The sequence below is a fragment of the Streptomyces sp. NPDC048671 genome, assembly GCF_055587045.1.
In genome coordinates, this window is sequence record NZ_JBVJHB010000009.1 from 335,754 (window position 1) to 362,023 (window position 26,270).

Consider the following 26,270-nt stretch of genomic DNA (forward strand, 5'->3'; position numbering starts at 1 on the left):
GTATTGGGTTGTCACGTGGAGGAAGGAGCGGGGCTGGGTGCGTGCGATCGCGAGGCGCCGGAGCGTCCTTGTAGCGGAGCTACCAGGGCGTTTCGGCAACGCTGCGAGTGTGCGTGCCCAGCCCCGTGACGCCGCGGGACAACCCAATACAGGCCCTAGACTCACCGACGTGCACGACCTTGCCCCAATGGCCCGCTTCGGCGGCCTCGTCGCCTCCGATCTGCAGGATGTGACCAGCGATCCCGCGGCCCTCGACTCGTCCGGCTTCTGGGCCGTGTCCGCCGATTTCGAGGGCCGGCTCGTCTGTGCCCGCTTCGCCACCGTACGCACCGCCGCCGTGCCCGCCCCGGTGCGGGGTGCCTGGCGCGGGCCCGCCGCCGGTGACTGGAATTCGTCCCTGGACCGCGCCGCGTACACCGCCGGTGTCCGCCGCATCCGTGAGTACATCGCGGCGGGCGAGGTCTACCAGGCCAACCTCTGCCGGGTGATGACGGCCCGGCTGCCCGACCCGGCAGCGGCGGACGTGGACGCCCTCACCTCGCTGCTGGCGCGCGGCAACCCCGCTCCGTACGCAGGAACGATTCGGCTGCCCGCGCACGGCGTGGAGATCGCGACCGCGTCCCCCGAGCTGTTCCTCCACAGGGACGGCCGCGCGGTCGAGTCCGGGCCGATCAAGGGCACCGGCCGTACCGAGGACGATCTGCTGGAGAAGGACCACGCCGAGAACGTGATGATCGTCGACCTGGTCCGCAACGACCTCGGACGGGTCTGCGCCACCGGATCGGTCGGCGTTCCCGAACTCTGCGCGGTCGAGAAGCACCCGGGCCTCGTCCACCTCGTCTCCACGGTGCGCGGCGTGCTGGCCGAGGGGGCCGGCTGGCCGGAGCTCCTCGCCGCCGCCTTCCCGCCCGGCTCGGTCACCGGCGCCCCGAAATCCAGTGCGCTGAGGATCATCGCGGAACTGGAGACCGTCCCGCGCGGCCCGTACTGCGGCGGCATCGGCTGGGTGGACGCCGACCGCGCCACCGCCTCGCTCGCCGTGGGCATCCGCACCTTCTGGACCGACCGCACCGGGGCCACCCCGGTCCTGCGCTTCGGCACCGGCGCCGGCATCACCTGGGGCTCGGATCCGGAACGCGAATGGGACGAGACCGAACTCAAGGCGTCCAGGCTGCTCGCGGTAGCGTCGGGCGCATACGAAGCAACCGGAAGGACCGCACCATGAAGATCTGGGTCAACGGCGAACTGCGCGCCGCCGATGACGCCCGGGTGTCCGTGCTCGACCACGGGCTCACCGTGGGCGACGGCATCTTCGAGACGGTCAGGACCACCGACGGCCGGCCCTTCGCCCTCACCCGGCATCTCGACCGGCTGGCCCGCTCCGCCCGTGGCCTCGGTCTGCCGGCGCCCGACCAGGACGAGGTACGCCGGGCCTGCGCCGCCGTCATCGAGGCCAACCCGGCCGCCCTCGGCCGGCTGCGGATCACCTACACCGGAGGGATCTCGCCGCTCGGCTCCGACCGCGGCACGGCCGGCCCCGGTCTGGTCGTCGCCCTCGGGGAGGTGAAGCGCCGCCCGGACACCACGGCGGTCATCACCGTCCCCTGGACGCGCAACGAACGCGGCGCGCTCGCCGGGCTCAAGACCACCTCGTACGCGGAGAACGTCGTCGCGCTCGCCCGCGCCCACGAGCGGGGCGCCACCGAGGCGCTCTTCGCCAACACCGTCGGACAGCTCTGCGAGGGCACCGGGTCCAATGTCTTCGTCGTCCTCGACGGGCAGCTGCACACCCCGCCGGTCGCCTCCGGCTGCCTGGCCGGGATCACCCGCGCGCTGGCGGTGGAGTGGACCGGGGCGCAGGAGACCGAGCTGCCGTTCGACGTCCTGGAACGGGCCGAGGAGATCTTCCTGACCTCCACCCTCCGCGACATCCAGTCCGTCCACCGGGTCGACGGCAGGGAGCTGACCGGCGGCCCCGGACCGGTGACCACCAAGGCCATGAGCATCTTCGACGAGCGGGCCGGCAACGACCTGGACCCGTAGGACCTGTCGTCGAACTGCCTTCGTCGCCCGCGAAAATACGAGGGATAACCGTAAAAGCGGATGACGGTTCGGCGTGCGGGGGATAGAAATCCCCTGATGACCACGACACTCCGGCCCTCCGGGCCGATCCAGCAAGGCGCCGACGGCGCACAGCACCGCGCGTACGACGTCTGCGACAACGGGCGGCCCGTCGGCGCCGTCGAGATCGGCATGGAGCCGCGGTCGGCCGGTGCGGCGGGCCTGCTGCGGTCCCTGCGGATCGACGAACCCGTCCGCAGGCGCGGCCGGGGGACCATCGCCGCCCTGGCGGCCGAAGAGGTGCTGCGCGGCTGGGGCTGCACCCAGGTGCGTACGGAGGTGCCCGCCGCCGACACCGCGGCGCGGCGGCTCACCTCCGCACTCGGCTACACCGAGCGCAGCAGGAACATGATCAAGTCGCTGCCACCGGTTCCCCCGGCACTGCCGGACGGACTGACCGCACGCCCGATGACACCCGGGGAGTACGCGCGGTGGGAGGACGGGGCCGTCGCCGCCTACGCGGAGAGCCTGATCACCCGGAGCATCCCGGAGGAGACCGCCCTCCAGCTCGCCCGCACCTCCCACTCCCGGCACCTCCCGGACGGCCTGGCCACCGAGGGCGCCCATCTGCACTTCCTGATCCACGAGGGCGAGAGCGCGGGGTACGCCTGGGTGTCCCGCTTCGAGATGCACCCCGGCCTGCTCGTCGGCTATGTGTTCGACGTGGAGGTGCGCGAGGAGTTCCGGGGCCGGGGATACGGGCGGGCGCTGATGCTCCAGGCGGAGCGGATCGCTCTCGCGGCGGGCGACGAGCGGCTGGGGCTGCACGTGGTCACGGCCAACACACCCGCCCTCCGGCTGTACGAGTCACTCGGCTACGAACCGACGCAGTACAACCTGACCAAGCAGCTGTAGGCCCTCCGCCGGCCCCGGGGTCTCAGCCCTGTCCGGCGAGCAGCCGGTCGGCGATCTCCTCGATCCGCCCGCGCAGACCCTCCTGGCTCTTGCCGCCGTCCAGCAGCTCTCCGCCGATCACATACGTGGGGGTGCCGGTGACCCCGATCGCCTTGCCCTCGGCCTGGTCGGCGTCGACGATCAGCAGGTGCCGGCCGTCGATCAGGGCGGTGTCGAACTCCTCGGCGTCCAGGCCGAGTTCCTCCGCCACCTCGATCAGCAGCGGCTCGCCGGTGCGGGCGAGGTCGGCGGTGCGGGCGAGTACCGCCTCGATGTACGGCCAGTCCTTGCCCTGCGCGGCGGCCTCCTCGACGGCCTGCGCGGCGGCGTAGGCGTGCTTGTGCTTCTCCAGCGGGAAGTGTCGCAGCCGTACCTCGATCCGGTCGCCGTACCGTGCCCGCAGAGCGTGCACATCGGTGAGGGCGTGGTGGCAGTCGGGGCACTGGAGCTCGCACCAGAGGTCGAGGACGACCGGCGCTGCTGGGGTGGAATCACTCATGGGACCAGTCTCCCAGGGCGCGCGGGAGAGCCCCGACCGGCACCGGTACCGGCCCGGTGCGTACGGCCCGGAGCCCGCCCGCACGGCACCTGCGGAGGATCCCGGCCCTGATATGTCCCTGATGTGGTCCCCGGGCATGGCCCCGAGCACGTCGGGAGGTGCAGGATGGAAGGGACGTTTCCCCTGCGCCTGGAGGCACCGATGCTTGCCGAGACCATTTGTTCCGCGGCGTCCGCGGCGGGCCTGGGCATCGCCGCCGTGACCGCCTACCGGAAGCGCTTCCTCGCGGCGACCAGGATCGCGGCCTACTCCCTGGTCCCGATCGGCCTGGTGCTGACCGGTGTCGTCCAGTGGGTCACGGACATCGCGTTCAAGCCGAGCGTCTGGCTGGGCTTCGGCCTGCTGGGGGTGGCCTGGCTGCTGTTCATCACGACCCGCGCGGTCGAACGGCGCGGTGGCGGTACCCGCAAGGAACGCAAGGCGGCCGCCCGTGCCGCGCGGGACGGCGCGGTGGCGCCGGCCGCCTCGGCCCCCTCGCTGGGGGCGGGCCTCCCGGCAGTCCAGCCGCAGCAGCGGGAGAAGCAGCCGAAGCGGCAGGCCGCCGCGAACGGGTCGGGCGACGACTTCAGCGACATCGAGGCCATCCTGAAGAAGCACGGCATCTGAATCTGAGGCGCGGCGCCCGGAGCGCCGCGTCCGGAGCGGCGTATGCGGCGCGCGCCATGTGAGCAGGCCCGCACGCCCCGTAGCGCGGGGATCCGGCCCGTATGAATCGATTCACGCATGATCCTTGACGGTGTTCGGGGATGGGGCTAGCGTCCCGAACGGATTGAATCAATTCACTCACGCCCGTCCGTACGATGGGGTGACGCCGCTGGACCAGTGCGGCCAAGGGCACCAGTGGGGCAGGACAAGTGGCGCGTGTGGCAGGGATCAAGGATGTGGCCCGGCAGGCCGGGGTCTCCGTGGGCACGGTCTCCAATGTGATCAACCGGCCGGAGGCCGTACTCCCCGAGACGCGTGCGCGGGTGCTGGCGGCCATCGAGGACCTCGGCTACGTGCGCAGCGAATCGGCCCGCCAGCTGAGGGCGGGACGCAGCCGGATCATGGCCCTCCTCGTCCTGGACATGGGCAACCCCTTCTTCGTCGACGTGGCCCGCGGGGCCGAGCGCGCCGCGCGGCGGGCGGGGCTCGGCGTGATGGTCTGCAACAGCGGCCAGAGCCCCGCGGAAGAGGCCGAGTACCTCGGCCTCTTCGCGGAGCAGCGGGTGTGCGGCGTACTGGTCACACCGGCCGACGCGACCGGCCGCAACCTCGAATCCTTCAGCCGCCACCGGATTCCCTACGTCCTGGTGGACCGGGTCGCGTCCGGCACCGGGACCTGCGCGGTCTCCGTGGACGACGTGCGGGGCGGCGCCCTGGCCGTCGGACACCTGATCTCGGCCGGGCACCGCTCGGTGGCCTACGTCAGCGGACCGGGCGACCTGCACCAGATCAGGGACCGCCGCACGGGTGCGCTGTCCGCGCTGGCCGAGGCGGGGCTGGAGCCCGAGGCACTCGTCGAGATCCCCTCCGACCGGCTGGACGTCGCGGCGGGACGCGACGCGGGGGCCCGGCTGCTCGGCCTGGTGCCCCGCCCCACGGCCGTGTTCTGTGCGAACGACCTGCTCGCCCTCGGCGTGCTGCAGGCCCTGTACGCGGCCGGGGTGCGGGTGCCGCAGGACATCGCCATCGTCGGATACGACGACATCGAATTCGCCGCCGCCGCCGCCGTACCGCTCACCTCGGTCCGCCAGCCGGCGGTAGTGATGGGCCGGATGGCCGCCGAACTCCTGCTGGAGGAGGCGGACGACGACGACGGCCACCACGAGCACCGCAGCGTGGTGCTCCAGCCGGAACTCGTCGTGCGCGCATCGAGCTCCACCCCCCGCTAGGGCCTGTCGTCGAGCTGCCGTCTGCCGTGCGGCGTCCGGCACGCATGCTCGGGCCTTTCGTTCCCTCTGCCGTTCCCTCTGCCGTTCCCTCCTGCCGTTCCCTCCTGCCGTTCCCTTCCGCCTGCCCGAAACGGAGACGCCGTGCCCCTGTTCGACCTGCCCCTGGACCGACTCCGCTCCTACCGGCCCGAGCCCGGTGAGCCCGACGACTTCGACGCCTTCTGGCGGCGCACCCTGGAAGAGGCGTCCGCGCACCCGCTGGAAGCCGAGTTCACGGTGCACGACGCGGCGTTGAGCGAGGTCGTCGCCCATGACGTGTCGTTCGCCGGCTGGGGCGGGCACCGCATACGGGCCTGGCTGAACGTGCCCGCCGGTGCCGAGGGCCCCCTGCCCACCGTCGTCCACTACCTGGGATACGGCGGCGGGCGCGGGCTGCCGCACGACCACCTGGTGTGGCCCGCCGCCGGCTGGGCCACCCTGCTCGTGGACACCCGGGGCCAGGGCGCCGTCAACAACAACTCGCCGGGCTCCACCCCGGACCCGCACGGCGGCGGCAATCCGCAGTCTCCCGGCTTCATGACCCGAGGCATCCTGGACCCCGACGAGTACTACTACCGGCGGGTGTTCACCGACGCGGTGCGCGCCGTCGAGGTGGCCCGTACCCACCCGGCCGTCGACCCCGAGCGGATCGTCGTGCACGGAGGCAGTCAGGGCGGCGGCATCGCGCAGGCGGTGGCGGGCCTCAGCCCCCACGTCAGGGCCGCGCTCATCGACGTACCGTTCCTGACGCATTTCCGGCGCGCCGTGGAGATCACCGACCGGGAGCCGTACCAGGAGATCGTCCGCTTCCTGTCCGCCCAGCACGGCGTCGGCGAGCAGGTGTTCCGGACCCTCTCGTACTTCGACGGCATCAGCTTCGCCGTCCGGGCGACGGTGCCCGCGCTCTACTCGGTGGCCCTGATGGACAACGTCTGCCCGCCGTCCACCGTCTTCGCCGCCTACAACCACTGGGCGGGCCCCAAGGAGATCGAGGTCTATCCCTGGAACAACCACGAGGGCGGCGGCTCGGCCCACCGAGGGGTGCAGCTGCGTATGCTGCGCGACCTGGGCTGACCGGCGACGCGGCGGGGGAGTGCGGGGCGTTCCCGAATACGTGACGGAGGATCGGACGCCGGAGCGATTGCGATCACCACGCAGGGGGTGAACTCCCGTGGTAAAAAACCGTGTTGATCACCAACAGGGGCCGGTCTGCGTCATGATCGTCCGGAGATGGTGGACACCTCCCGGGGCGATGCCCCCGCACCCCCCGCCGAAGAGCCGCGTGGCTGCCTCTTCGCGCTTTCCCAGCCCCCTCTGATGATCTTCCTCACGGTGATCGGCGGCCTGCTGCTGATGGCCGCGTTGCATGATCTGTTCGTGCTGTGAACGGCTCGCCGGCCGCTTCCTCCCTGCGGCGCGCCCGGTACGCGGCGACGTGCAAGCGGTTACCGCAGGTGCGGCTGGAGCAGTAGCGGCGGGAGCGGTTGCGGGAGAGGTCGACGAAGGCGTGCCGGCAGTCCGGCGCCTCGCAGCGCCGCAGCCGCTCCGTCTCTCCCGCCACGATGATGAACGCGAGGGCCATTCCGCAGTCGGCCGCCAGGTGGTCGGCGATCGAGGCGTCCGGCGCGAAGTAGTGCACGTGCCAGTCGTAGCCGTCGTGGTTGCTGAGCTGCGGCGTGGTGCCCGCGGCGGCCACCAGGGAGTTGACGAGCGAGGCGGCGACCCGTGCGTCGGAGGCCGCGAAGACCGCCGCGAACCGGGCCCGCACGTCGTGCACGGCCCGCAGGTCCTTCTCGTCGAGCTCGTTCACCCCGCTCAGGCGGTGGTGCCCGGCGAACGCGTAGAGCGCGGGGATGCCGGCGAGCCCGTCGGCCGGCGTCCCGTCCTCCGGCCGCGCGCTCTCGGGCGCGGTGTTCACCAGATCGACCACCGTGTCGAGGGCGATCCGGGTGTCGTGTGGGATCAGCACGCTTCGCTCCCTGGCCTCCGGCGGGCGGGGCGCCCGCCGATGCCGGCTGACTCTACTGGCTCGGCCGCGTCGCCCCCAGGGGGCCGGGAAGGCCTCCGGAGGCCCGGGGGCGCTTACCCGCCCCGCCCCCGGTCCGCGGGGCAGGGAGCCCGTGAACGCGGACCGGCGCCGTCACCACGGTGGATTCCGTGGTGACGGCGCCGGTTTCTGCCGTATGAGGTTGTCCGCGCGACGCCGTCTCCCCGAGTCGGACGGCGTCGTGCAGTTCTCGGCCTGGCTCAGCTTTCCGCCAGGATGTGTGAGAGCTCCGTATCGAGATCGAAGTGACGATGCTCGGTACCCGGCGGAACCGCGGCGTCGGTCCTCTTCAGGAACGACTCCAGGGCCCGTGCCGGGGCCTCGAGCAGGGCTTCGCCCTCCGGGGAGCTCAGCGCGATACAGACGACGCCCTGGCCGTGACTACGGGATGGCCAGACGCGGACGTCTCCGGTGCCGGTGGGCCTGTGCAGCCCCTCGGCAAGGAGGTCGCGGGCGAAAACCCACTCGACCGTTTCCTCCGCTCCGGTGTGGAAGGTGGCGTGCACGGCATACGGATCGGCCGTGTCATACCGCAGGCCCGCGGGTACAGGCAGTGAGGACTCGCTCGACACAACGAGGCGCAGGTGCAGCTCGCAGCTGACCGTGGTGTTCATAAGCGCCAGGGCCTTTCGCTCAGTGTGCGCTCGGGGATTCGCACGTCGGCGAAATCGACATGCCACCTACGGTGGCGTTGTAAACCCCTCTGACCGTTTTGTGATCCTTCAGGTAGCTCGTACAGCGGTGTGTAACTTTGGGTCATGCGGCCATTCCAGTGACGAAAGCCGTTCCGGTAGGTTGACCCCCATGAATGCGGAGAGTGACGACCGGGACGGATCCGCCGCACCGGCGGATCCGGCGCCCGCGACGGGGGACGTGACGGGCGCCGGGACGGGGGACGTCCCGCGGGATGTGACGCAGGAGGGCCCGGAGCTCGGCTCCAGGGCGCCCGGGTTCATCAAGGCTTCCAGAGCGCTGCACCTGAGCTGGCAGGTCGGCGTGTTCCTGGTCGGCCTCGCCGTGGTGGTGGCGGGCATCATCATGCTGCCGCTGCCCGGCCCCGGCTGGCTGGTGATCTTCGGTGGCATGGCGATCTGGGCTACCGAGTTCGTCTGGGCGCAGCTGGTGCTGCGCTGGACGCGGCGGAAGGTCACCGAGGCCGCCAGGCGGGCCCTGGATCCCAAGGTCCGGCGGCGCAATGTCGCGCTCACCGTGATCGGTCTGGTGATCATCGCGGTGCTGGTGGGGATCTATGTGTGGAAGTTCGGAATCGTCATGCCGTGGAAGATCCACGAGTGACCCGGAGCCGGTCGGGGCGCGCCGCTGACATGGGGTAATGTTTGGCGTGCGCCCGGGGCGATTAGCTCAGTGGGAGAGCGCTTCGTTCACACCGAAGAGGTCACTGGTTCGAACCCAGTATCGCCCACCCCGGACCGACGGCCCGGAAGCTTCTCGAAGCTTCCGGGCCGTCGGCGTTCTCGCGTGCGCTGTTCAGGCGTTTCGACGATTGTCGTCCTGGCCACGCGGCCGCGTCACCGCATCCGGCCCAGGGCGTCCCTCAGCCGCCGGGCGTCGCGCAGCCGCTTCTCGTACGTCGCTCCGACCGCCAGCAGCAGCACCCCGGCCAGCGCCGGAGCCACCCAGCGCGGCATCGCACCCACCACCTGGACCACGTACGGCGCGAGCTCGTGCAAGGCGTCCAGCGCCAGCACCGCACCGCCCAACACCAGAAGGGCCTGGAGCCGCCACCGCGCCCCCAGCAGCGTGATCAGCAGCGCCGCCGCACCGAGCAGCAGCGGCCGCAGCCAGTGCGGATCGGCCCAGGCGGCGAGGAGCGACGGCACCAGCGTCGCGGCCAGACCCGCCCCGTACGCCGTCCACGACGACGCCGCGGGATCACGGCGCCGGCGCAGCACGCCGATCGCCAGCGCCGCGACGGATACCGGCAGGGTGTACGCCTCCGGGGACGACACCCCGGACGCCGACAGCCGGACCCAGGCCGCCGTCACGAACAGCGCCGTCGCCAGGTATCCGGCCACCGGCCGCCGCTCCGGGCGCAACGCCGTGCCCGCCGCCAGCACCGCGCACAGGGCCAGCACCAGAGCCAGGAACGGCAGGTCGCCCAGCGCCATGCCCACGGCGGGCAGCGCCGCCGCACCGCCGGTCAGCTCGACCGGCAGCGCCACCGCGTGCGCCTTCAGCCGGGCGCCCAGCAGCACGGTCACCGCCGGCACGGCCAGGAGCAGCGGAGCCGCCCGATGCGCGGCCAGCCCCAGCGAGGCACCGCACGCACCGGCCAGCACCACGGCGCAGAGCACCGCCGCGCACGCCGCCACCGCCTGCACGGTCGCCGGCACCCGGTCCGGCCGCGACGCCGGGGCCACGGGAACGTCCAGTGCGACCGCGGCCGCCACGAGCACCACCAGCAACGTCCCGAACACCGCGTACGTGGCCGCTTCCGTGCCCAGCGACAGCAGCGTCACGTCCACCGCACCGACCGCCCCGCACACCGACGCCGTCAGCGCCACCCCCGTCATCCCGCGCCGCAGCCCGGCCACCGCCACCGCGAACACACCTGCGACCAGCACCAGTTGCACCGAGACGGCCACCGCGTACGAGGCGTCCAGAGCGGCCGGCAGCACTGCCAGCCCCGCCCAGCCGAGCACCGGAGCCGTCGCCCCGACAGCGCCCCGCGCCGAGGGCCCGGGGGAGAGCGCCGGACCGGCCCACCGCAGCACGCCCTCCCACGACCGGTACGCCGCCGCGAGCACCGCGGCCACCACGAGCAGTACGACGGGGGCCGAGGCCATCTCCGTCCACGGCAGCCCCGCCGCACCCGTCGCACCCCGGGCACCGCCGTGCGGCGCACCCGCCCACACCTGGCCCAGCTGCACCACCGGACCCGTCAGCGACACCGCGACCGGCGGCAGCGAGAACAGCACCGACCCCGCCGTCACCACCCCCGACGCCCACACCAGCCCCTGCCCGGCCGGACGCCCCAGCGGAGCCCGTACACCGGCCAGCAGCGCCCCGCCGCACAGCAGATACACCGGCACCGCCCAGCCGCCGGGCACTCCCGCGACCACCACTCCGGCGACGCCGGCCACGGCCGCCAGACCGGCCACCAGGCCACCGGCCACCGCGACCGCCGCCGGCGCCCGCCGCGCCCCGCACAGCGCGATCGCCGCACCCGCCAGCAGCAGCGCTCCCGGCGCCACCGCGCCCGCCGGCGTATCGGCCACCAGCGACTTCACCAGGGCCGGCAACAGCCCCGCACCACCGGTCACCCAGAGGCCGGAGCAGGCCGTCACGCGTACCGCGACTCCCTTGCCCCGCACCGCGATCGCACAGTCCAGCGCCGCCGTCGCCAGCAGCGCACCCGCGAACACCAGGACGTCCGCCCGCTCCGCCCACGCCCACAGCAGCAGCGGCAACTGCGCGCCGAGCACTGCGGCGGGCAGCGGCAGCCGCAGCCCGCCGAGCAGCAGCCCGTACGCCGCCCACAGCACGGCCAGCACCGCCGAAGCGGCCGCCGCGTAGCCCAGGCCGCCCGTGTCCGGCAGCGCCACCTCATGCAGCGCGTACGCGTCCAGCACCATCAGCACCGACGCGAGGGCCGCGAGCGACTCCGCCGTCGAGGACAGCCCCCGGCGCAGCAGCACCGCGGGCGCGGCCAGGGCTGCCGCCGTCACGGTCGCCAGAACCGCCGAGCGGCCGCCGATCCCCATCTGGCCCCAGCCGACCAGGGTGAACGCGATCGCCGCGACCGTCAGCAGCAGTCCGCCGAGGGTGAGCAGCACATTCTGTGCACCACGGGTGCGGACCGCGGGAACGGCAGGCCCGCCCGGAGCGGCGAACGGCGCCGGGGGGCGGCCCACGGGCGGCGGGAATGACGGCGGCGGGAACGAAGGCGCGGGGGGTGGTGCGGCCGGCAGCGGGCCGGGCGTCCGCAGGACGCTCAGCAGCCAGGTACGACGGTGCAGCAGCTGGGACCGGCGCAGGTCCAGCCCGGCGAGCTCGCGGTCGAGGAGCGCCAATTCCTCGGCAGGCGGCGGCAGATGTTCCATGGACGCGAGTGTGGCGGCGGTCACGCGTTCGGACATGCGCACGGATACTCAGTTCCCCGGCTGAGTACGCGCATCCTGGACACATGGACTGGAGTCACTACCGTTTTGTAAGCATCTGGGACCTCGATGCCCCGCCCGGCGCCGTGTACCGGCTCCTGGAACAGGTGGAGCAGTACCCGCGATGGTGGCCGCAGATCCGCGAGGTCACCCCGGTCGACGACACCTCCGGCACCACCCGCATCCGCTCCCTGCTCCCGTACGACCTCGTCATCACGGTCCGCGAGCGCTGCCACGACCCGCTCGCCGGGATCCTCGAAGTCGCCATCACCGGCGATCTCGAAGGCTGGGCCCGCTGGACCGTCACCGCGCACGGGACCGGGAGCCGTGCCACGTACGAACAGGAGGTCGAGGTGCGCAAGAGGCTGATGCGGCTGCTCGCGCTGCCGGGACGCCCGGTGTTCCGGGCCAATCACGCCCTGATGATGCGGGCCGGACGCCGGGGGTTCGCGGCGCGGCTGGAAGCGGTTTGAACCACACCCGCAGAGCCCTGTATGGTTCAACCCGTTCCCGGGCGATTAGCTCAGTGGGAGAGCGCTTCGTTCACACCGAAGAGGTCACTGGTTCGAAACCAGTATCGCCCACCCCGGGAGAGGCCGGTCCGTCAGCAACACCGACGGACCGGCCTCCGCGTGTCCGGCTCCGCGACCGTTTCTCGTGGAGCGCCGGTCGCACCCCCGCTCACGCGGCGGCGCGCAGCTCCGGACGCAACGGCCACGCCGGGTCCACCGTCTCCTGCGTGCCGCTCTTGCTGAACCAGGCCTGCGGACCGCGCGCCTGGGCGCCGTGCCACACCGCCTGGAGCGTGTGCAGCTCCGCCGGGGTCAGCCGCTCCAGCCGGGTGGCGAACCGCCGCCCCACCGCCCGGACCAGCTCCAGCGCGGCCGCCGCGTCGGCCGCCGCGTCATGCGCCCCTTCCAGCGCCACCCCGTACAGCTCGCACAGATCCGTGAGCGTGCGCCGGCCCTTGCGGTAGCGGTCCAGATGCTTGTCGAGCACCCGTGGATCCAGCACGCACAGCGGCGTGTTCCCCAGATAGCCGGTCAGCGACGACGCCCGGTGCCGCTTCAGCTCCCGGTCCAGCAGCGTCAGGTCGAACGGCGCGTTCATCACCACCAGCGGACGGCCCGCCGCACTCTGCTCGGCCAGCGCCCTCGCCACCTCCTCCACCACCGGCGCGGGCCACCGCCCGTTGTGCTGGAGGTGGTCATCGGTCAGCCCGTGGATCTCCGTCGCATCCGGGGGCACCGGCACCCCCGGATTCACCAGCCAGCGGGTGACGCGCAGCCGCCCGCCGGCGCTGTCCTGGACGACGAGGGCGGCCGAAACGATCCGGTCCCCCTCCACGTCCACTCCCGTCGTCTCGGTGTCAAATGCGGCCAGTGGCCCCTCGTACCAGTGAGTCATCCCCGAACTCCTCGCGCCCGAGCGGCAGATGGCGTGATTCCCCTGCCCGGTTCGGTGATACCCGCACCCTTTGCCTGGTACGCCGTTCGCGGGCCGCCCATCCGGTGCCGGGGCGGGGGAAGGGGACGAGTGGCCGGGCGGAGGCCGCCGAATCCGGCCCTTTCGCTAAGAGGGCCGCCGGCTCGGTACGATTCCTCTTGCACACGCAAGAGGAATGCGGTGCGCCCCTGAGTCAGGAGAGACCGGTGTCAGACGTCCGTGTGATCATCCAGCGCGATTCCGAGCGGGAAGAACGCGTGGTGACGACGGGCACTACGGCAGCCGAGCTCTTCCCCGGCGAGCGCACCGTCGTCGCCGCCCGCATCGCCGGTGAACTGAAGGACCTCGCGTACGTGGTCGCCGACGGCGAGACCGTGGAGCCCGTCCTGATCTCGTCCAAGGACGGCCTGGACATCCTCCGGCACTCCACCGCGCACGTCATGGCGCAGGCCGTGCAGGAGCTGCACCCCGAGGCCAAGCTCGGCATCGGCCCGCCGGTCAAGGACGGCTTCTACTACGACTTCGACGTCGAGAAGCCGTTCACGCCCGAGGACCTCAAGGCCATCGAGAAGAAGATGCAGGAGATCCAGAAGCGGGGCCAGAGGTTCTCCCGCCGGGTCGTGACGGACGAGGCGGCCCGCGAGGAGCTGGCCGACGAGCCGTACAAGCTGGAGCTCATCGGCATCAAGGGCTCCGCCTCCTCGGACGACGGCGCGGACGTCGAGGTGGGCGGCGGCGAGCTGACCATCTACGACAACCTCGACCCGAAGACCGGGGACCTCTGCTGGAAGGACCTCTGCCGGGGTCCGCACCTGCCGACCACCCGGTTCATCCCGGCGTTCAAGCTGATGCGCAACGCGGCCGCCTACTGGCGCGGCAGCGAGAAGAACCCCATGCTCCAGCGCATCTACGGCACCGCCTGGCCCACCAAGGACGAGCTGAAGGCGCACCTGGAGTTCCTGGAGGAGGCCGCCAAGCGCGACCACCGCAAGCTCGGCAGCGAGCTGGACCTCTTCTCCTTCCCGGACGAGATCGGCCCCGGCCTCGCGGTCTTCCACCCCAAGGGCGGCGTCATCCGCCGGGCCATGGAGGACTACTCGCGGCGCCGCCACGAGGAGGAGGGCTACGAGTTCGTCTACTCGCCGCACGCCACCAAGGGCAAGCTCTTCGAGAAGTCCGGCCACCTGGACTGGTACGCCGACGGCATGTACCCGCCCATGCAGCTCGACGACGGGGTGGACTACTACCTCAAGCCGATGAACTGCCCGATGCACAACCTGATCTTCGACGCCCGCGGCCGTTCGTACCGTGAACTGCCCCTTCGGCTCTTCGAGTTCGGCACGGTGTACCGGTACGAGAAGTCGGGGGTCGTGCACGGCCTGACCCGCTCGCGCGGCTTCACGCAGGACGACGCGCACATCTACTGCACCAAGGAGCAGATGGCCGAGGAGCTGGACCGGACGCTCACCTTCGTCCTGAACCTGCTCCGCGACTACGGTCTGACCGACTTCTACCTGGAGCTCTCCACCAAGGACCCGGAGAAGTTCGTCGGCTCGGACGAGGCCTGGGACGAGGCCACCGAGACGCTGCGCCTGGTCGCCGAGAAGCAGGGGCTGCCGCTGGTCCCGGACCCGGGCGGCGCCGCGTTCTACGGCCCGAAGATCTCGGTGCAGTGCAAGGACGCCATCGGCCGGACCTGGCAGATGTCGACCGTCCAGCTCGACTTCAACCTGCCGGAGCGCTTCGACCTGGAGTACACCGGCCCCGACGGCACCAAGCAGCGCCCGGTCATGATCCACCGCGCCCTGTTCGGCTCCATCGAGCGCTTCTTCGCGGTGCTGCTCGAGCACTACGCGGGTGCGTTCCCGGTGTGGCTGGCGCCCGTCCAGGCCGTCGGCATCCCGATCGGCGACGCGCACATCCCGTACCTCCAGGAGTTCGCCGCCAAGGCCCGCAAGCGGGGGCTCCGGGTCGACGTGGACGCCTCGTCGGACCGGATGCAGAAGAAGATCCGCAACCAGCAGCGGGCCAAGGTGCCGTTCATGATCATCGCGGGCGACGAGGACATGGCCAACGGCGCCGTCTCCTTCCGCTACCGCGACGGTTCGCAGGAGAACGGCGTCCCGGTCGAGGACGCCCTCGCCAAGATCGCGAAGGCCGTCGAGGACCGCGTCCAGGTCTGATCGGCCAGGGAAGGGGCCCCCGGCGAGCTATCCGCTCGCCGGGGGCCCCTTCTCGTCCTCCCGGCGGAACGCCTGGATCAGCCACGACGAGAACGAACCCGTCACCGCTCCCAGCAGCGCCAGCCCGCAGGCCATCAGGCCCGCTGCCACGACCCGGCCGAGCGGCGTCACCGGTACGGCGTCCCCGTACCCCACCGTCGTGAGCGTCGCGCACGCCCACCAGACCGCGTCGCCGAAGGTCCGGATCGAGGCACCCGGGGCATCGCGCTCCAGGCGGTAGACGGCCAGGGCGGCCGAGACGCCCAGCAGCACGGACGTCATGCCGGCGTACGAAATCACGCGTGCGTACAGGCTCAGCCGGGGCTCGTCGCGGCGCTGCTGGACGGCCGTGTACACCTTGACCACCCGCAGCGGCCGCAGCAGCGGCAGGAGGAGTACCAGCGTGTCCAGCCAGTGCACCCGGACGAAGCGGTGGCCGAGACCGCTGAGCCGGATCCTGACGGCGTAGTCGATGACGAAGAGCAGCCAGGTGGCGCCGACCAGGACGAGGGAGATGTCGCGCCAGGGCTCGGCGTCGTGCGGGGCGAGAACACGGGTCGCGAAGCCGAGCAGGAACAGCATCGAGGCGACGAAGAGCGGCGCCTCGACGCGCTGCTCCCATCGGGTCAGAGCGGGAGTGGACTGGGCCGTGGCGCGGTCGCTCATCGGCCAAGCATCGCGGTGCGGGGACGCGTCCGGCCCCGGCGACACGCTCCGCACGGGGTAAGCAATATGCTGATCGGCATGACGAGTGAGCCGGAGCAGCAGATCGGAGTGGGGACGCCCGACGCGTTCCAGCGCCTGTGGACGCCCCACCGGATGGCGTATATCCAGGGCGAGAACAAGCCGACCGGTCCGGAGGCCGGCGACGGCTGTCCGTTCTGTGCGATTCCGTCGATGTCGGACGAGGACGGGCTCGTCGTCGCGCGCGGCGAGAAGGTCTACGCCGTGCTGAATCTCTACCCGTACAACGGCGGGCATCTGATGGTGGTGCCGTACCGGCACGTCGCGGACTACACCGAGCTGGACGGTCCGGAGACGGTGGAGCTCGCCGATTTCACCAAGCGTGCGATGACCGCGCTGCGTGCGGCGTCGGGGGCGCACGGATTCAACATCGGTATGAACCAGGGCGCGGTGGCCGGCGCAGGCATCGCCGCGCACCTGCACCAGCATCTGGTGCCCCGCTGGGGCGGTGACACCAACTTCATGCCGGTGGTGGGCCACACCAAGGTGCTGCCGCAACTGCTGGCCGACACCCGGAAGATGCTGGCCGACGCCTGGCCCGTCTGATCCGTCTGATCCGCTTGATCTGTCCGATCCGTCTGATCCGTCTGGTCGGGCATCCCCCTCGGCTTCCGCGCAGGGCGCCCCGGTTCCCCGGGGCGCCCTGCGCGGTTCGAGCGGGTGGTGTCTACGCGTCGTACAGGTCGGCCTTGCGCGGGGTCGGGTCCTGGACCATTCCGCTCAGTATCGACGAGCGGTTGCCGAAGCGTTCGGTGTCGACACCGTTCTCGTCGAGCACCTTGATGACGGCGTTGTGCACCACCCGCAGGACGGGCGTGGCCGCACGCATCGCGTCGTCCGCCATGAAGCGGTGGCGCCACGGCTTCTCGGCCCACGCGTGCCGCAGCCCGAAGGGTTCCGGCAGCGCGATCTTGCCGCCGAGGTAGTCGAGCAGCGGCGGGTACCAGGTGAACGGGGCGCGCAGGGCGAGGCGGACTACCTCGCTCGACTCGACCAGCGCCAGCGTGATGCTGCGGGTCTCCCAGAACTTGACGGTCTTGTTGACCGTCTTCGTCTTGGCTGCGGGCTTGCTGGTGAAGAGGGAGTGGACCGGGCCGAGGGCGTGTCCGGTGACCTCGATGCGCAGGGTCTCGAAGAGCACGGTGACGGTGATCATCATGGTGATGACCAGCTGGCCGTCCCAGAGGGTGAACTGGACGCCGAGGTAGTGGCGGTCGCCGCCGCCGAACTGCTGGTGGTTGCAGATCCGCTGTATCTCGTGCGGCTTCACCTGGAAGGTGGCGACGTCCTCGCCAGCCGGGCGGGAGACCGAGTCGGCGTTCTCGCCGACGGGCGACACGATCCAGTGGGTGACCGAGGGCTTGGGGAAGCCGCCCGTGTTCAGCGGACCGCGCTCCAGCATCTTGAGCTGGTCGTGGATGACGCGTATCAGGTCCCAGCTGCGGAACTGGTGGAACTCCTTGCCGGCTTCCTTGGGGACGAGGTCCTCGGCGAGCTGCCAGCTGCCCCAGCGGGTGCCCATGCCGAGGATGCCCTTGGGACCGGCGTAGAAGACCGAGTTGGACTGCTGCTCGGCCGAGAGTTTCTCCAGGCCCTGCCGGAGTGCCTCGCGGGCGGTCTCGCTCGGGTTCTTCGGTACGGCTTCGGGGATCTTGGCGACGACACCGCCGCCGGAGAGGAGCCCCTCCCAGCGGACGCGCATGTCCCGGGCGGAGGTCTCGGCGATCCGTTTGGCGATCAGCCATCCGATCACGGGGGCGACGACCATGGCCCGTACGTAGAGCCCCAGGAATCCGTTGAGGGGCATTTTGATCAGGAGGAACACCGCCGCGATCCCGATGATCGGCAACAGGGCGTTGCCGACGGCGGAGAGCGCCTTGTCCTTGGTGTTGGCGAGGACGTCGCGCAGCCGGAACGCGATGACCCACAGCAGCATCCCCGGCAGGAAGAGGAAGCCGAACAGGGCGGTCACGGCGGTGAGCTTGGTGTCGCGCGTCTTGCGGAGCCGGGACGCGGACAGGCAGTGCTCGACAACGGTCTGGGGATCGCTGCCGAAGGACTGGATGAGCGCCTTGCGGGCGCCGCCCAGCGTCCGTTCCTGAACGGCGCGGGAGAAGGCCTCGCCGAGGTTGGGTTTGAAGTAGTCGGACTTGAAGAGCTTGGACCGGCCGGCCTTCACCTCGGACTTGTGCCACTCGCTGTTGGCCTTGAGGATCTCGTCCACCGGGCTGTCGCGGTACGCGGCAGAGGCGAGGGCGTTCGTCGCCACCGCCGCTCCCGCCGCCCCCTGGAGCGGAATCTGCGCTCCAGGAGAGAAATCGAATCCGTCGTTGGCCACTGTCGCCCCCACTCGCCCGCCAAGGAACCGCTCTTGCGGCTGTTTCCCAACTGCCGTGCCCGGCACACTTTCTGAGCTGGGACCACAGCGTATCGTCCGGATCGATACGCTGTCCGGCCCTGTGGACAACCGTGGGGGACGCGGGGGCTACGTACCGTTCGTACCGTTGTGCTGTTGTTCGCGCATCCGGTCCGAGAGGTGTGCGGGCATGGCTTCGTGGCGGGCGTACGAGCGGTCGAAGCGGCCGGCGCCGTGGGACAGGGAGCGCAGGTCGACCGCGTACCGGCCGATCTCCAGCTCCGGCACCTCGGCCCGTACGAGGGTGCGTCCGGGCCCGGACTGCTCGGTGCCGACCACCCGGCCGCGGCGGCCCGAGAGATCGCTCATCACCGGGCCGACGCATTCGTCGGGGACGAGGACGCGGATCTCGGCGACGGGTTCGAGCAGCTGGATACGGGTGTCGGCGGCCGCCTCGCGCAGGGCCAGGGCGCCGGCGGTCTGGAAGGCGGCGTCGGAGGAGTCCACCGAGTGGGACTTCCCGTCCCGCAGGGTGACCCGCAGGTCGACGAGCGGGTGTCCGGTGGCGACGCCGTGGGCGGCCTGCGTGCGGACGCCCTTCTCGACGGACGGGATGAACTGGCGCGGTACCGATCCGCCGACCACCTTGTCGACGAACTCGATGCCGGAACCCGGCGGCAGGGGCTCGACGTCGATCTCGCAGATGGCGTACTGGCCGTGGCCGCCGGACTGTTTGACGTGCCTGCCGCGTCCGGTGGACGGGCCCGCGAACGTCTCGCGCAGGGCGACGCGGTGGGGGACCGTGTCGACCTGGACCGCGTACCGGCTGCGCAGCCGGTCCAGCGCCACGTCCAGATGGGCCTCGCCGAGGCACCACAGGACCACCTGACGGGTGTCCTGGTTCTGCTCCAGGCGCATGGTGGGGTCCTCGGCGACGAGCCGCGCGAGGCCCTCGGAGAGCTTGTCCTCGTCCGCCTTGCCGCGTGCCTCGATGGCGAGCGGCAGCAGCGGGTCGGGCATGGTCCAGGGTTCCATCAGCAGCGGACGGTCCGGGGCGGACAGGGTGTCGCCGGTCTCCGCGGTGCCCAGCCGGGCGACGCAGGCGAGATCCCCGGCGACGCACTCGGTGAGCGGGCGCTGCTGCTTGCCGAACGGTGAGGAGAGCGCGCCGACGCGGATCTCGGCCTCGTGGAAGGGGCGGTCCTCGTGGCCGGGGTCGGTGAGCCCGTGGCCGAACACGTGCACGGTGTCGTCGGAGCGCAGGGTGCCGGAGAAGACGCGTACCAGGGAGAGCCGGCCGACGTAGGGGTCGGAGGCCGTTTTGACGACCTCGGCCACCAGCGGTCCCCGGGGGTCGCAGCCGAGGGCGGGGAGCGGGGCGCCGTGCAGGGTGGTGACGGCGGGCAGCGGATGTTCGAGCGGGGTCGGGAAGCCGCCGGTGATCAGGTCGAGGAGTTCGACGGTGCCGACGCCCTGACGGGCGCCCTCGGCGGCGGGGGCGGCCGCGAGGACGGGGTGGAAGGTGCCGCGTGCGACGGCGCGCTCCAGGTCGTCGACGAGTGTCTTGATGTCGATGTCCGCGCCGCCCAGGTAGCGGTCCATCAGGGTCTCGTCCTCGCTCTCGGCGATGATCCCTTCGATGAGCCGGTCGCGGGCGTCGGCCAGGGGGGCCCGCTGGGCCTCGGCGGGCGGGTTCTCCTTCCGCTCGCCCCCGGAATAGTCGAAGATCCGCTGCGAGAGCAGTCCGGTGAGCCCGGTCAGCGGGGCGTGGCCGTCGGAGCCCTCGGGGCCGTACACGGGCAGGTGGAGCGGGAGCACGGCGTCGGGGTCGTCGCCGCCGAAGATCTCGCCGCAGATCCGCGTCATCGCGTCGAACGGGGTGCGGGCGGTGTCGAGGTGGGTGACGACGATGGCGCGCGGCATACCGACGGCGGCGCACTCCTCCCAGACAGCACGGGTGGCACCGGCCACGGCGTCGGCCTCCTGGGCCGCCGAGACGACGAAGAGGGCCGCGTCCGCCGCCCGCAGACCGGCCCTGAGTTCCCCGACGAAATCCGCGTAGCCGGGGGTGTCCAGCAGATTGATCTTGACCCCGCCCCATTCGACGGGGATCAGGGAGAGCTGCACGGAGCGTTGCTGCCGGTGCTCGATCCCGTCGTGGTCGGAGACCGTACTGCCGTCCTCGACCCGGCCGGCCCGGTTGACCGCGCCCGCGGTCTGTGCGAGGGCCTCGACGAGAGTGGTCTTGCCCGAGCCGCTGTGGCCGACCAGCACCACGTTCCGTATGGAGGAGGGGTGGCCGGCCGTCGCCGCTCTTCCGGCGGCCCCGGTGTGTGCGTGTGCCTTGTCGCCCATAATGCGTTCCTCCCAGATGATGGCGCGGGGCGGGAGAACCACCGGGCGCGGGATGGGGAGTGGGGCACGGGCGGAGGGGAGCCGCCGCGGCGGCTTCGGCGACGCCCGCGGTACTTCCGAGCTTTCCACTGTCTGCGAGTCGCGTCCATATGTCGCACGCAGCGGCACGATTCGAGCGGCCGAGCCGCGGAAGCCCGGGGGTGCTCGGGGGTGCCCGGACGGTGGACCGCGGCGGTCGTGACTACGATGGGCCAGCCGGTGGCCGATGGGGCCATGCGGCCCACCGAACCCTCGGGAAGGCCATGCTGAACAAGTACGCGCGTGCATTCTTCACGCGTGTCCTCACGCCGTTCGCCGCACTTCTGCTCCGTCTCGGCGTGAGTCCTGACGCGGTCACTCTGATCGGCACGGCCGGGGTGATGGCAGGTGCGCTGGTCTTCTTCCCGATGGGGGAGTTCTTCTGGGGCACGATCGTCATCACGATCTTCGTCTTCTCCGACCTCGTCGACGGGAACATGGCGCGGCAGGCCGGCATCTCCAGCCGGTGGGGCGCGTTCCTCGACTCGACGCTCGACCGGGTGGCCGACGGGGCGATCTTCGCCGGCTTCGCCCTCTGGTACGCGGGCAGCGGCGACGACAACGTCCTGTGCGCGGTCGCGATCTTCTGCCTCGCCAGCGGCCAGGTGGTCTCGTACACCAAGGCACGCGGTGAGTCGATCGGGCTGCCGGTCGCGGTCAACGGGCTCGTGGAACGGGCCGAGCGGCTGGTGATCTCCCTCGTGGCGGCCGGGCTCGCCGGACTGCACAAGTTCGGAGTGCCGTGGATCGAGATCCTCCTCCCGATCGCGCTCTGGTTCGTCGCGGCGGGCAGCCTGGTGACGCTCGTCCAGCGAGTCGTGACGGTGCGCCGCGAGTCCGCGGAGGCCGACGCCGCCGCCGCCGAGTCGGCCGCGGCGGACCGGGGGAGCGAGGCCACTCAGTGAGCCGCGCCCTCGGGGACGCGAGGCCCGGTCCCAAGGAACGGATCAGCGACGGGCTGTACGGCCTCGGCTGGGCCGCGGTCAAGAAGCTTCCCGAACCGGCCGCGCGGGCGCTCTTCCGCACCATCGCCGACCAGGTGTGGAAGCGGCGCGGCAAGAGCGTGCTGCGGCTGGAGTCGAACCTGGCGCGGGTCGTGCCGGACGCGAGCCCGGCCCGCCTCGCCGAGCTGTCCAAGGCCGGGATGCGCTCGTACATGCGGTACTGGATGGAGTCGTTCCGGCTGCCCACCTGGAGTGCGCGGCGGATCAAGGACTCCATCGACGTGACGGACGCGCACCGGCTGAGCGAGGGCCTCGACGCCGGGCGCGGCGTCATCATCGCCCTGCCGCACCTGGGGAACTGGGACCTGGCGGGTGCGTGGGTCACCACGGATCTGAAGGTCCCGTTCACCACGGTCGCCGAGCGGTTGAAGCCGGAGTCGCTGTACGACCGGTTCGTGGCCTACCGCGAGGGACTGGGCATGGAGGTCCTGGCGCACAACGGCGGGACCGCGTTCGGCACACTGGCGCAGCGGCTGCGTGCGGGCGGCCTGGTCTGTCTGGTCGCCGACCGCGATCTGTCGGCCTCCGGCGTCGAGGTGACGTTCTTCGGCGACACGGCCCGGATGCCGGCCGGTCCGGCGCTGCTCGCCCAGCAGACCGGGGCGCTGCTGCTGCCGGTCACGCTCAATTACGACGACACACCGGTGATGAAGGCGCGGATTCATCCACCCGTCGAGGTTCCCGGCTCAGGTGACCGCGAGCAGCGGACGTCTGTCATGACACAGGCGCTGGCCGACGCCTTCGCCCTGGGAATCGCCGAGCACCCGGAGGACTGGCACATGCTGCAACGGCTCTGGCTCGCCGACCTCGAACCCCTCGGAGACCAGCTCGGAGACCAGCAGTGAAGATCGGCATCGTCTGCCCGTACTCCTGGGACGTACCGGGCGGAGTGCAGTTCCACATCCGTGACCTGGCCGAGCACCTGATCCGGCTCGGTCACCAGGTGTCCGTGCTGGCCCCGGCCGACGACGAGACGCCGCTCCCGCCGTACGTGGTGTCCGCGGGCCGGGCCGTGCCCGTCCCGTACAACGGTTCCGTGGCCCGGCTGAACTTCGGTTTCCTGTCCGCGGCACGGGTACGGCGCTGGCTGCACGACGGCACTTTCGACGTGATCCACATCCATGAGCCGACCTCGCCCTCGCTGGGGCTGCTGACCTGCTGGGCCGCGCAGGGGCCGATCGTCGCCACGTTCCACACGTCCAATCCGCGCTCCCGGGCGATGATCGCCGCCTATCCGATCCTCCAGCCGGCGCTGGAGAAGATCAGCGCGCGCATCGCGGTCAGCGAGTACGCGCGGCGCACCCTGGTCGAGCACCTGGGCGGCGACGCCGTGGTCATCCCGAACGGCGTCGACGTCGGGTTCTTCGCCGCGGCCGAGCCCAGGCCCGAGTGGCAGGGCGGCACGATCGGTTTCATCGGGCGCATCGACGAGCCCCGCAAGGGCCTGCCCGTCCTGATCCGGGCGCTGCCCGCGATCCTGGCCGCCCGCCCGGACACCAGGCTGCTGGTGGCCGGCCGGGGCGACGAGGAGGAGGCCGTCGCCTCGCTGCCGAAGGAGATGCGCGAGCGGGTCGAGTTCCTCGGCATGGTGAGCGACGAGGACAAGGCGCGGCTGCTGCGCAGCGTCGACGTGTACGTCGCGCCCAACACCGGCGGCGAGAGCTTCGGCATCATCCTGGTCGAGGCCATGTCGGCGGGCGCGCCGGTCCTGGCCAGCGACCTGGACGCCTTCGCGCAGGTCCTGGACCTGGGCGCGGCGGGCGAACTGTTCGCCAACGAGGACGCGGACGCGCTGGCGGCGGCAGCCGTCCGGCTGCTGGGCGACCCGGAGCGGCGCGCGGAGCTGCGCGAGCGCGGCAGCGCCCATGTGCGGCGCTTCGACTGGTCGACCGTGGGGGCGGACATCCTCGCGGTGTACGAGACGGTGGCGGACGGGGCCGCTTCGGTCGCGGCGGACGAACGCACCGGGCTGCGGGCCAGGTTCGGGCTGGCGCGGGACTGAGCGGCCGTCGGGCCGCCCGGCGGCCCTGAGCCGTCCGCCGTTCCCCGGCGGTTCTCCCGCAGGCTCTCCCGCCGGCCGAGGAGGCCGTACGGTGCCCGGTCACCGGTAGCCTTCGGCCCGTGACCGAAACCCTCATCTGGACCGTCGTCGTGCTCGTCGCGATCGGCCTCTACCTCAGCTGGACCGCCGGCCGGCTCGACCGGCTGCACACCCGTATCGACGCGGCCCGCGCCGCGCTCGACGCACAACTGCTGCGCCGCGCCTCGGTCACCCAGGAACTCGCCACGTCCGGTGTCCTGGACCCGGCCGCCTCCATCGTCCTGTACGAGGCCGCGCACGCCGCCCGTCAGGCGGAGGAGGAGCACCGCGAGGTCGCCGAGAGCGAACTGAGCACCGCCCTGCGCGCGGTGTTCGGCGAACCGGCGCAGGTGGAGGCGGTGAAGGAGATCCCGGGCGGCGAGGAGGCCGCGTCCGAACTGGCCGCCGCCGTCCGCCGGGTCCCGATGGCGCGCCGCTTCCACAACGACGCCGTGCGGGCCGCCCGAGCGCTGCGCCGCCACCGCACGGTGCGCTGGTTCCGGCTGGCCGGTCACGCCCCGTTCCCGCTGGCCTTCGAGATGGACGACGAACCGCCGGTCGCCCTCGCCGCCCGTCCGGTCAGCTGACGTCCGCGGCGCGAGCGGGACCCGGCAGAACGGCCCCGGCCCGCTTGCCGCCGGCCCAAAACGATCCACCGGCCTCCTATTGGCCCTTGCTGTGGACCGGTCCCGGAGAGTTTGCTCAGCAGTGCGTCACCCCATGCACGCCCAGCTTCTTTTCTCCCAGTGAGGTCGATCCGTGTCCACGCTTCCCACCACCCCGCAGTCCGCTGACTCCCCGGCGACCGGCACGGCCCGCGTCAAGCGCGGCATGGCCGAGCAGCTCAAGGGCGGCGTGATCATGGACGTCGTCAACGCCGAGCAGGCGAAGATCGCCGAGGACGCGGGCGCCGTGGCCGTCATGGCCCTGGAGCGGGTGCCGGCCGACATCCGTAAGGACGGCGGCGTGGCCCGGATGTCCGACCCGAACATGATCGAGGAGATCATCGAGGCCGTCTCCATCCCGGTGATGGCGAAGTCCCGCATCGGACACTTTGTCGAGGCCCAGGTCCTGCAGTCCCTCGGCGTCGACTACATCGACGAGTCCGAGGTGCTCACCCCGGCCGACGAGGTCAACCACAGCGACAAGTTCGCCTTCACCACCCCGTTCGTCTGCGGCGCCACCAACCTGGGCGAGGCCCTGCGCCGCATCGCCGAGGGCGCGGCCATGATCCGCTCGAAGGGCGAGGCCGGCACCGGCAACGTCGTCGAGGCCGTCCGCCACCTGCGCCAGATCAAGAACGAGATCGCCCGGCTGCGCGGCTACGACAACAACGAGCTGTACGCCGCCGCCAAGGACCTCCGCGCCCCGTACGAGCTGGTCAAGGAGGTCTCCGAGCTCGGCAAGCTGCCCGTAGTCCTCTTCTCCGCGGGCGGCGTCGCCACCCCCGCGGATGCCGCGCTGATGCGTCAGCTGGGCGCCGAGGGCGTCTTCGTCGGCTCCGGCATCTTCAAGTCCGGCGACCCGGCCAAGCGCGCCGCCGCCATCGTGAAGGCCACCACGTTCTTCGACGACCCGAAGATCATCGCGGACGCCTCCCGCAACCTGGGCGAGGCCATGGTCGGCATCAACTGCGACACCCTGCCCGAGACCGAGCGCTACGCCAACCGCGGCTGGTAGTCACTGATGAGCGACACCCCTGTGATCGGAGTCCTGGCCCTCCAGGGCGACGTACGGGAACACCTGATCGCCCTGGCCTCGGCGGACGCCCTGGCCAGGCCGGTCCGGCGGCCCGAGGAACTCGCCGGGATCGACGGCCTGGTCGTCCCCGGCGGCGAGTCCACCACGATGTCCAAACTGGCCGCGCTGTTCGGGATGCTGGAACCGCTGCGCGAACGCGTGTCCGCCGGGATGCCGGTCTACGGCACCTGCGCCGGAATGATCCTGCTCGCCGACAAGATCCTCGACCCCCGCTCGGGCCAGGAGACCATCGGCGGCATCGACATGATCGTGCGCCGTAACGCTTTCGGGCGGCAGAACGAGTCGTTCGAGGCGGCCGTCGAGGTCGCCGGGATCGACGGCGGTCCGGTCGAGGGCGTCTTCATCCGGGCCCCCTGGGTCGAATCCGTGGGCGCCTCGGCCCGCGTCATCGCGGAGCACGGCGGCCATATCGTGGCGGTACGGCAGGGAAACGCCCTTGCCACGTCATTCCATCCCGAACTGACCGGCGACCACCGGCTTCACGCGTACTTCGTCGACATGGTGCGCGCATCGGGCTGACTCGACCCCGGTAGGATCTCTCGGGTTCGTACGGAATTTGGTGACGCGAA

Annotated in this window: 23 protein-coding genes, 2 tRNA genes and 1 pseudogene; 18 read left to right on the forward strand and 8 right to left on the reverse strand. The window is 71.5% G+C overall.

Translation table 11 applies throughout. The features are described from left to right. Window positions 1–187 precede the first annotated feature (187 nt). From ACZ6S6_RS20465 to ACZ6S6_RS20475, 3 genes are all read left to right on the forward strand, one after another. Entirely contained in the window at window positions 188–1,225 is a 1,038-nt protein-coding gene (locus tag ACZ6S6_RS20465; RefSeq protein WP_469706527.1) for a chorismate-binding protein, read from the forward strand. Further along, window positions 1,222–2,043, forward strand: a complete 822-nt coding sequence (locus tag ACZ6S6_RS20470) for an aminotransferase class IV (protein WP_469706452.1) — start codon at window positions 1,222–1,224, stop codon at window positions 2,041–2,043. The genes ACZ6S6_RS20465 and ACZ6S6_RS20470 overlap by 4 nt, the downstream gene beginning before the upstream one ends. A 96-nt stretch (window positions 2,044–2,139) precedes the next feature. After that, entirely contained in the window at window positions 2,140–2,976 is an 837-nt protein-coding gene (locus ACZ6S6_RS20475; RefSeq protein WP_362963348.1) for a GNAT family N-acetyltransferase, read from the forward strand. 22 nt (window positions 2,977–2,998) lie between these two features. Here ACZ6S6_RS20475 and ACZ6S6_RS20480 read toward each other — a convergent pair whose 3' ends face one another. Next, window positions 2,999–3,514, reverse strand: coding sequence for a DsbA family protein (locus ACZ6S6_RS20480; protein WP_469706453.1), 516 nt, complete (start codon window positions 3,512–3,514; stop codon window positions 2,999–3,001). 201 nt (window positions 3,515–3,715) lie between these two features. Here ACZ6S6_RS20480 and ACZ6S6_RS20485 point away from each other — a divergent pair, with 201 nt between their 5' ends. The 3 genes from ACZ6S6_RS20485 (at window position 3,716) to ACZ6S6_RS20495 (ending at window position 6,561) form a co-directional block, all read left to right on the forward strand. After that, window positions 3,716–4,180 (forward strand): hypothetical protein, encoded by a 465-nt coding sequence (locus ACZ6S6_RS20485; protein WP_362963352.1) that lies wholly within the window; start codon window positions 3,716–3,718, stop codon window positions 4,178–4,180. Window positions 4,181–4,428: 248 nt separating this feature from the next. Then, window positions 4,429–5,448, forward strand: a complete 1,020-nt coding sequence (locus ACZ6S6_RS20490; RefSeq protein ID WP_469706454.1) for a LacI family DNA-binding transcriptional regulator — start codon at window positions 4,429–4,431, stop codon at window positions 5,446–5,448. Between the two features lie 141 nt (window positions 5,449–5,589). Continuing rightward, the gene (locus ACZ6S6_RS20495) at window positions 5,590–6,561 is read left to right on the forward strand and encodes an acetylxylan esterase (protein WP_469706455.1); all 972 of its coding nucleotides are present in this window, start codon (window positions 5,590–5,592) and stop codon (window positions 6,559–6,561) included. Between the two features lie 325 nt (window positions 6,562–6,886). On the opposite strand, the pseudogene ACZ6S6_RS20500 reads toward ACZ6S6_RS20495, so the two are convergent. Together ACZ6S6_RS20500 and ACZ6S6_RS20505 are read right to left on the reverse strand one after the other, a co-directional pair. After that, window positions 6,887–7,456, reverse strand: a pseudogene (locus ACZ6S6_RS20500) (CGNR zinc finger domain-containing protein); the annotation flags it as partial. Window positions 7,457–7,734: 278 nt separating this feature from the next. Beyond that, entirely contained in the window at window positions 7,735–8,148 is a 414-nt protein-coding gene (locus ACZ6S6_RS20505) for an SsgA family sporulation/cell division regulator (RefSeq protein WP_003959770.1), read from the reverse strand. A gap of 190 nt (window positions 8,149–8,338) precedes the next feature. Between ACZ6S6_RS20505 and ACZ6S6_RS20510 the strand changes: the two genes are divergently transcribed. Together ACZ6S6_RS20510 and ACZ6S6_RS20515 are read left to right on the forward strand one after the other, a co-directional pair. Continuing rightward, entirely contained in the window at window positions 8,339–8,830 is a 492-nt protein-coding gene (locus tag ACZ6S6_RS20510; RefSeq protein WP_362963358.1) for a TIGR02611 family protein, read from the forward strand. Between the two features lie 55 nt (window positions 8,831–8,885). Further along, a tRNA-Val gene (locus tag ACZ6S6_RS20515) sits at window positions 8,886–8,957 on the forward strand. A gap of 106 nt (window positions 8,958–9,063) precedes the next feature. On the opposite strand, the gene ACZ6S6_RS20520 is transcribed toward ACZ6S6_RS20515, so the two are convergent. After that, window positions 9,064–11,634 carry an SCO7613 C-terminal domain-containing membrane protein gene (locus tag ACZ6S6_RS20520; RefSeq protein ID WP_469706456.1) on the reverse strand — a complete coding sequence of 857 codons (2,571 nt, stop codon included), beginning with the start codon at window positions 11,632–11,634 and terminating at the stop codon, window positions 9,064–9,066. 47 nt (window positions 11,635–11,681) lie between these two features. On the opposite strand from ACZ6S6_RS20520, the gene ACZ6S6_RS20525 reads away from it, so the two are divergent. Further along, entirely contained in the window at window positions 11,682–12,128 is a 447-nt protein-coding gene (locus ACZ6S6_RS20525; protein WP_469706457.1) for an SRPBCC family protein, read from the forward strand. 39 nt (window positions 12,129–12,167) lie between these two features. Further along, window positions 12,168–12,239, forward strand: a tRNA-Val gene (locus ACZ6S6_RS20530). A gap of 97 nt (window positions 12,240–12,336) precedes the next feature. Here the strand turns inward: ACZ6S6_RS20530 and ACZ6S6_RS20535 are convergent. Next, window positions 12,337–13,062, reverse strand: a complete 726-nt coding sequence (locus ACZ6S6_RS20535) for a 3'-5' exonuclease (protein ID WP_362963364.1) — start codon at window positions 13,060–13,062, stop codon at window positions 12,337–12,339. 245 nt (window positions 13,063–13,307) lie between these two features. Between ACZ6S6_RS20535 and thrS the strand changes: the two genes are divergently transcribed. Beyond that, window positions 13,308–15,284, forward strand: a complete 1,977-nt coding sequence (gene thrS / locus ACZ6S6_RS20540; protein WP_469706459.1) for a threonine--tRNA ligase — start codon at window positions 13,308–13,310, stop codon at window positions 15,282–15,284. Window positions 15,285–15,311: 27 nt separating this feature from the next. On the opposite strand, the gene ACZ6S6_RS20545 is transcribed toward thrS, so the two are convergent. Then, the gene (locus tag ACZ6S6_RS20545) at window positions 15,312–15,989 is read right to left on the reverse strand and encodes a potassium channel family protein (RefSeq protein WP_469706460.1); all 678 of its coding nucleotides are present in this window, start codon (window positions 15,987–15,989) and stop codon (window positions 15,312–15,314) included. Between the two features lie 66 nt (window positions 15,990–16,055). Between ACZ6S6_RS20545 and ACZ6S6_RS20550 the strand changes: the two genes are divergently transcribed. After that, window positions 16,056–16,613, forward strand: a complete 558-nt coding sequence (locus tag ACZ6S6_RS20550; RefSeq protein WP_145762438.1) for an HIT family protein — start codon at window positions 16,056–16,058, stop codon at window positions 16,611–16,613. Between the two features lie 121 nt (window positions 16,614–16,734). Here the strand turns inward: ACZ6S6_RS20550 and ACZ6S6_RS20555 are convergent, their stop codons facing one another. Together ACZ6S6_RS20555 and ACZ6S6_RS20560 are read right to left on the reverse strand one after the other, a co-directional pair. Continuing rightward, window positions 16,735–18,405 carry a hypothetical protein gene (locus ACZ6S6_RS20555; protein ID WP_469706461.1) on the reverse strand — a complete coding sequence of 557 codons (1,671 nt, stop codon included), beginning with the start codon at window positions 18,403–18,405 and terminating at the stop codon, window positions 16,735–16,737. 147 nt (window positions 18,406–18,552) lie between these two features. After that, complete coding sequence (locus ACZ6S6_RS20560) at window positions 18,553–20,778, reverse strand: elongation factor G-like protein EF-G2 (protein WP_469706462.1); 2,226 nt, start codon at window positions 20,776–20,778, stop codon at window positions 18,553–18,555. A 302-nt stretch (window positions 20,779–21,080) separates the two neighbouring features. On the opposite strand from ACZ6S6_RS20560, the gene pgsA reads away from it, so the two are divergent. From pgsA to pdxT, 6 genes are all read left to right on the forward strand, one after another. Continuing rightward, window positions 21,081–21,761, forward strand: coding sequence for a phosphatidylinositol phosphate synthase (gene pgsA / locus ACZ6S6_RS20565; protein ID WP_362967055.1), 681 nt, complete (start codon window positions 21,081–21,083; stop codon window positions 21,759–21,761). After that, window positions 21,758–22,705, forward strand: a complete 948-nt coding sequence (locus ACZ6S6_RS20570) for a phosphatidylinositol mannoside acyltransferase (RefSeq protein ID WP_469706465.1) — start codon at window positions 21,758–21,760, stop codon at window positions 22,703–22,705. Before pgsA ends, ACZ6S6_RS20570 begins: the two co-directional genes overlap by 4 nt. Then, window positions 22,702–23,862, forward strand: a complete 1,161-nt coding sequence (locus tag ACZ6S6_RS20575) for a glycosyltransferase family 4 protein (protein WP_362967059.1) — start codon at window positions 22,702–22,704, stop codon at window positions 23,860–23,862. Before ACZ6S6_RS20570 ends, ACZ6S6_RS20575 begins: the two co-directional genes overlap by 4 nt. A 119-nt stretch (window positions 23,863–23,981) precedes the next feature. After that, window positions 23,982–24,527, forward strand: a complete 546-nt coding sequence (locus ACZ6S6_RS20580) for a LemA family protein (RefSeq protein WP_362967061.1) — start codon at window positions 23,982–23,984, stop codon at window positions 24,525–24,527. A gap of 172 nt (window positions 24,528–24,699) precedes the next feature. After that, complete coding sequence (gene pdxS, locus ACZ6S6_RS20585; protein ID WP_469706466.1) at window positions 24,700–25,620, forward strand: pyridoxal 5'-phosphate synthase lyase subunit PdxS; 921 nt, start codon at window positions 24,700–24,702, stop codon at window positions 25,618–25,620. 6 nt (window positions 25,621–25,626) lie between these two features. Further along, window positions 25,627–26,220 (forward strand): pyridoxal 5'-phosphate synthase glutaminase subunit PdxT, encoded by a 594-nt coding sequence (gene pdxT / locus ACZ6S6_RS20590; RefSeq protein WP_469706467.1) that lies wholly within the window; start codon window positions 25,627–25,629, stop codon window positions 26,218–26,220. The last annotated feature ends 50 nt before the right edge of the window (window positions 26,221–26,270 follow it).

Coding starts and splice junctions, on each gene's coding strand:
- ACZ6S6_RS20465 (WP_469706527.1), top strand. CDS start 188: ATGGCCCGCTTCGGCGGCCTCGTCGCCTCCGATCTGCAGGATGTGACC.
- ACZ6S6_RS20505 (WP_003959770.1), bottom strand. CDS start 8,148: ATGAACACCACGGTCAGCTGCGAGCTGCACCTGCGCCTCGTTGTGTCG.
- ACZ6S6_RS20535 (WP_362963364.1), bottom strand. CDS start 13,062: ATGACTCACTGGTACGAGGGGCCACTGGCCGCATTTGACACCGAGACG.
- ACZ6S6_RS20480 (WP_469706453.1), bottom strand. CDS start 3,514: ATGAGTGATTCCACCCCAGCAGCGCCGGTCGTCCTCGACCTCTGGTGC.
- ACZ6S6_RS20520 (WP_469706456.1), bottom strand. CDS start 11,634: ATGTCCGAACGCGTGACCGCCGCCACACTCGCGTCCATGGAACATCTG.
- ACZ6S6_RS20475 (WP_362963348.1), top strand. CDS start 2,140: ATGACCACGACACTCCGGCCCTCCGGGCCGATCCAGCAAGGCGCCGAC.
- ACZ6S6_RS20550 (WP_145762438.1), top strand. CDS start 16,056: ATGCTGATCGGCATGACGAGTGAGCCGGAGCAGCAGATCGGAGTGGGG.
- pdxT (WP_469706467.1), top strand. CDS start 25,627: ATGAGCGACACCCCTGTGATCGGAGTCCTGGCCCTCCAGGGCGACGTA.
- ACZ6S6_RS20525 (WP_469706457.1), top strand. CDS start 11,682: ATGGACTGGAGTCACTACCGTTTTGTAAGCATCTGGGACCTCGATGCC.
- ACZ6S6_RS20485 (WP_362963352.1), top strand. CDS start 3,716: ATGCTTGCCGAGACCATTTGTTCCGCGGCGTCCGCGGCGGGCCTGGGC.
- pgsA (WP_362967055.1), top strand. CDS start 21,081: ATGCTGAACAAGTACGCGCGTGCATTCTTCACGCGTGTCCTCACGCCG.
- ACZ6S6_RS20510 (WP_362963358.1), top strand. CDS start 8,339: ATGAATGCGGAGAGTGACGACCGGGACGGATCCGCCGCACCGGCGGAT.
- ACZ6S6_RS20545 (WP_469706460.1), bottom strand. CDS start 15,989: ATGAGCGACCGCGCCACGGCCCAGTCCACTCCCGCTCTGACCCGATGG.
- ACZ6S6_RS20470 (WP_469706452.1), top strand. CDS start 1,222: ATGAAGATCTGGGTCAACGGCGAACTGCGCGCCGCCGATGACGCCCGG.
- ACZ6S6_RS20560 (WP_469706462.1), bottom strand. CDS start 20,778: ATGGGCGACAAGGCACACGCACACACCGGGGCCGCCGGAAGAGCGGCG.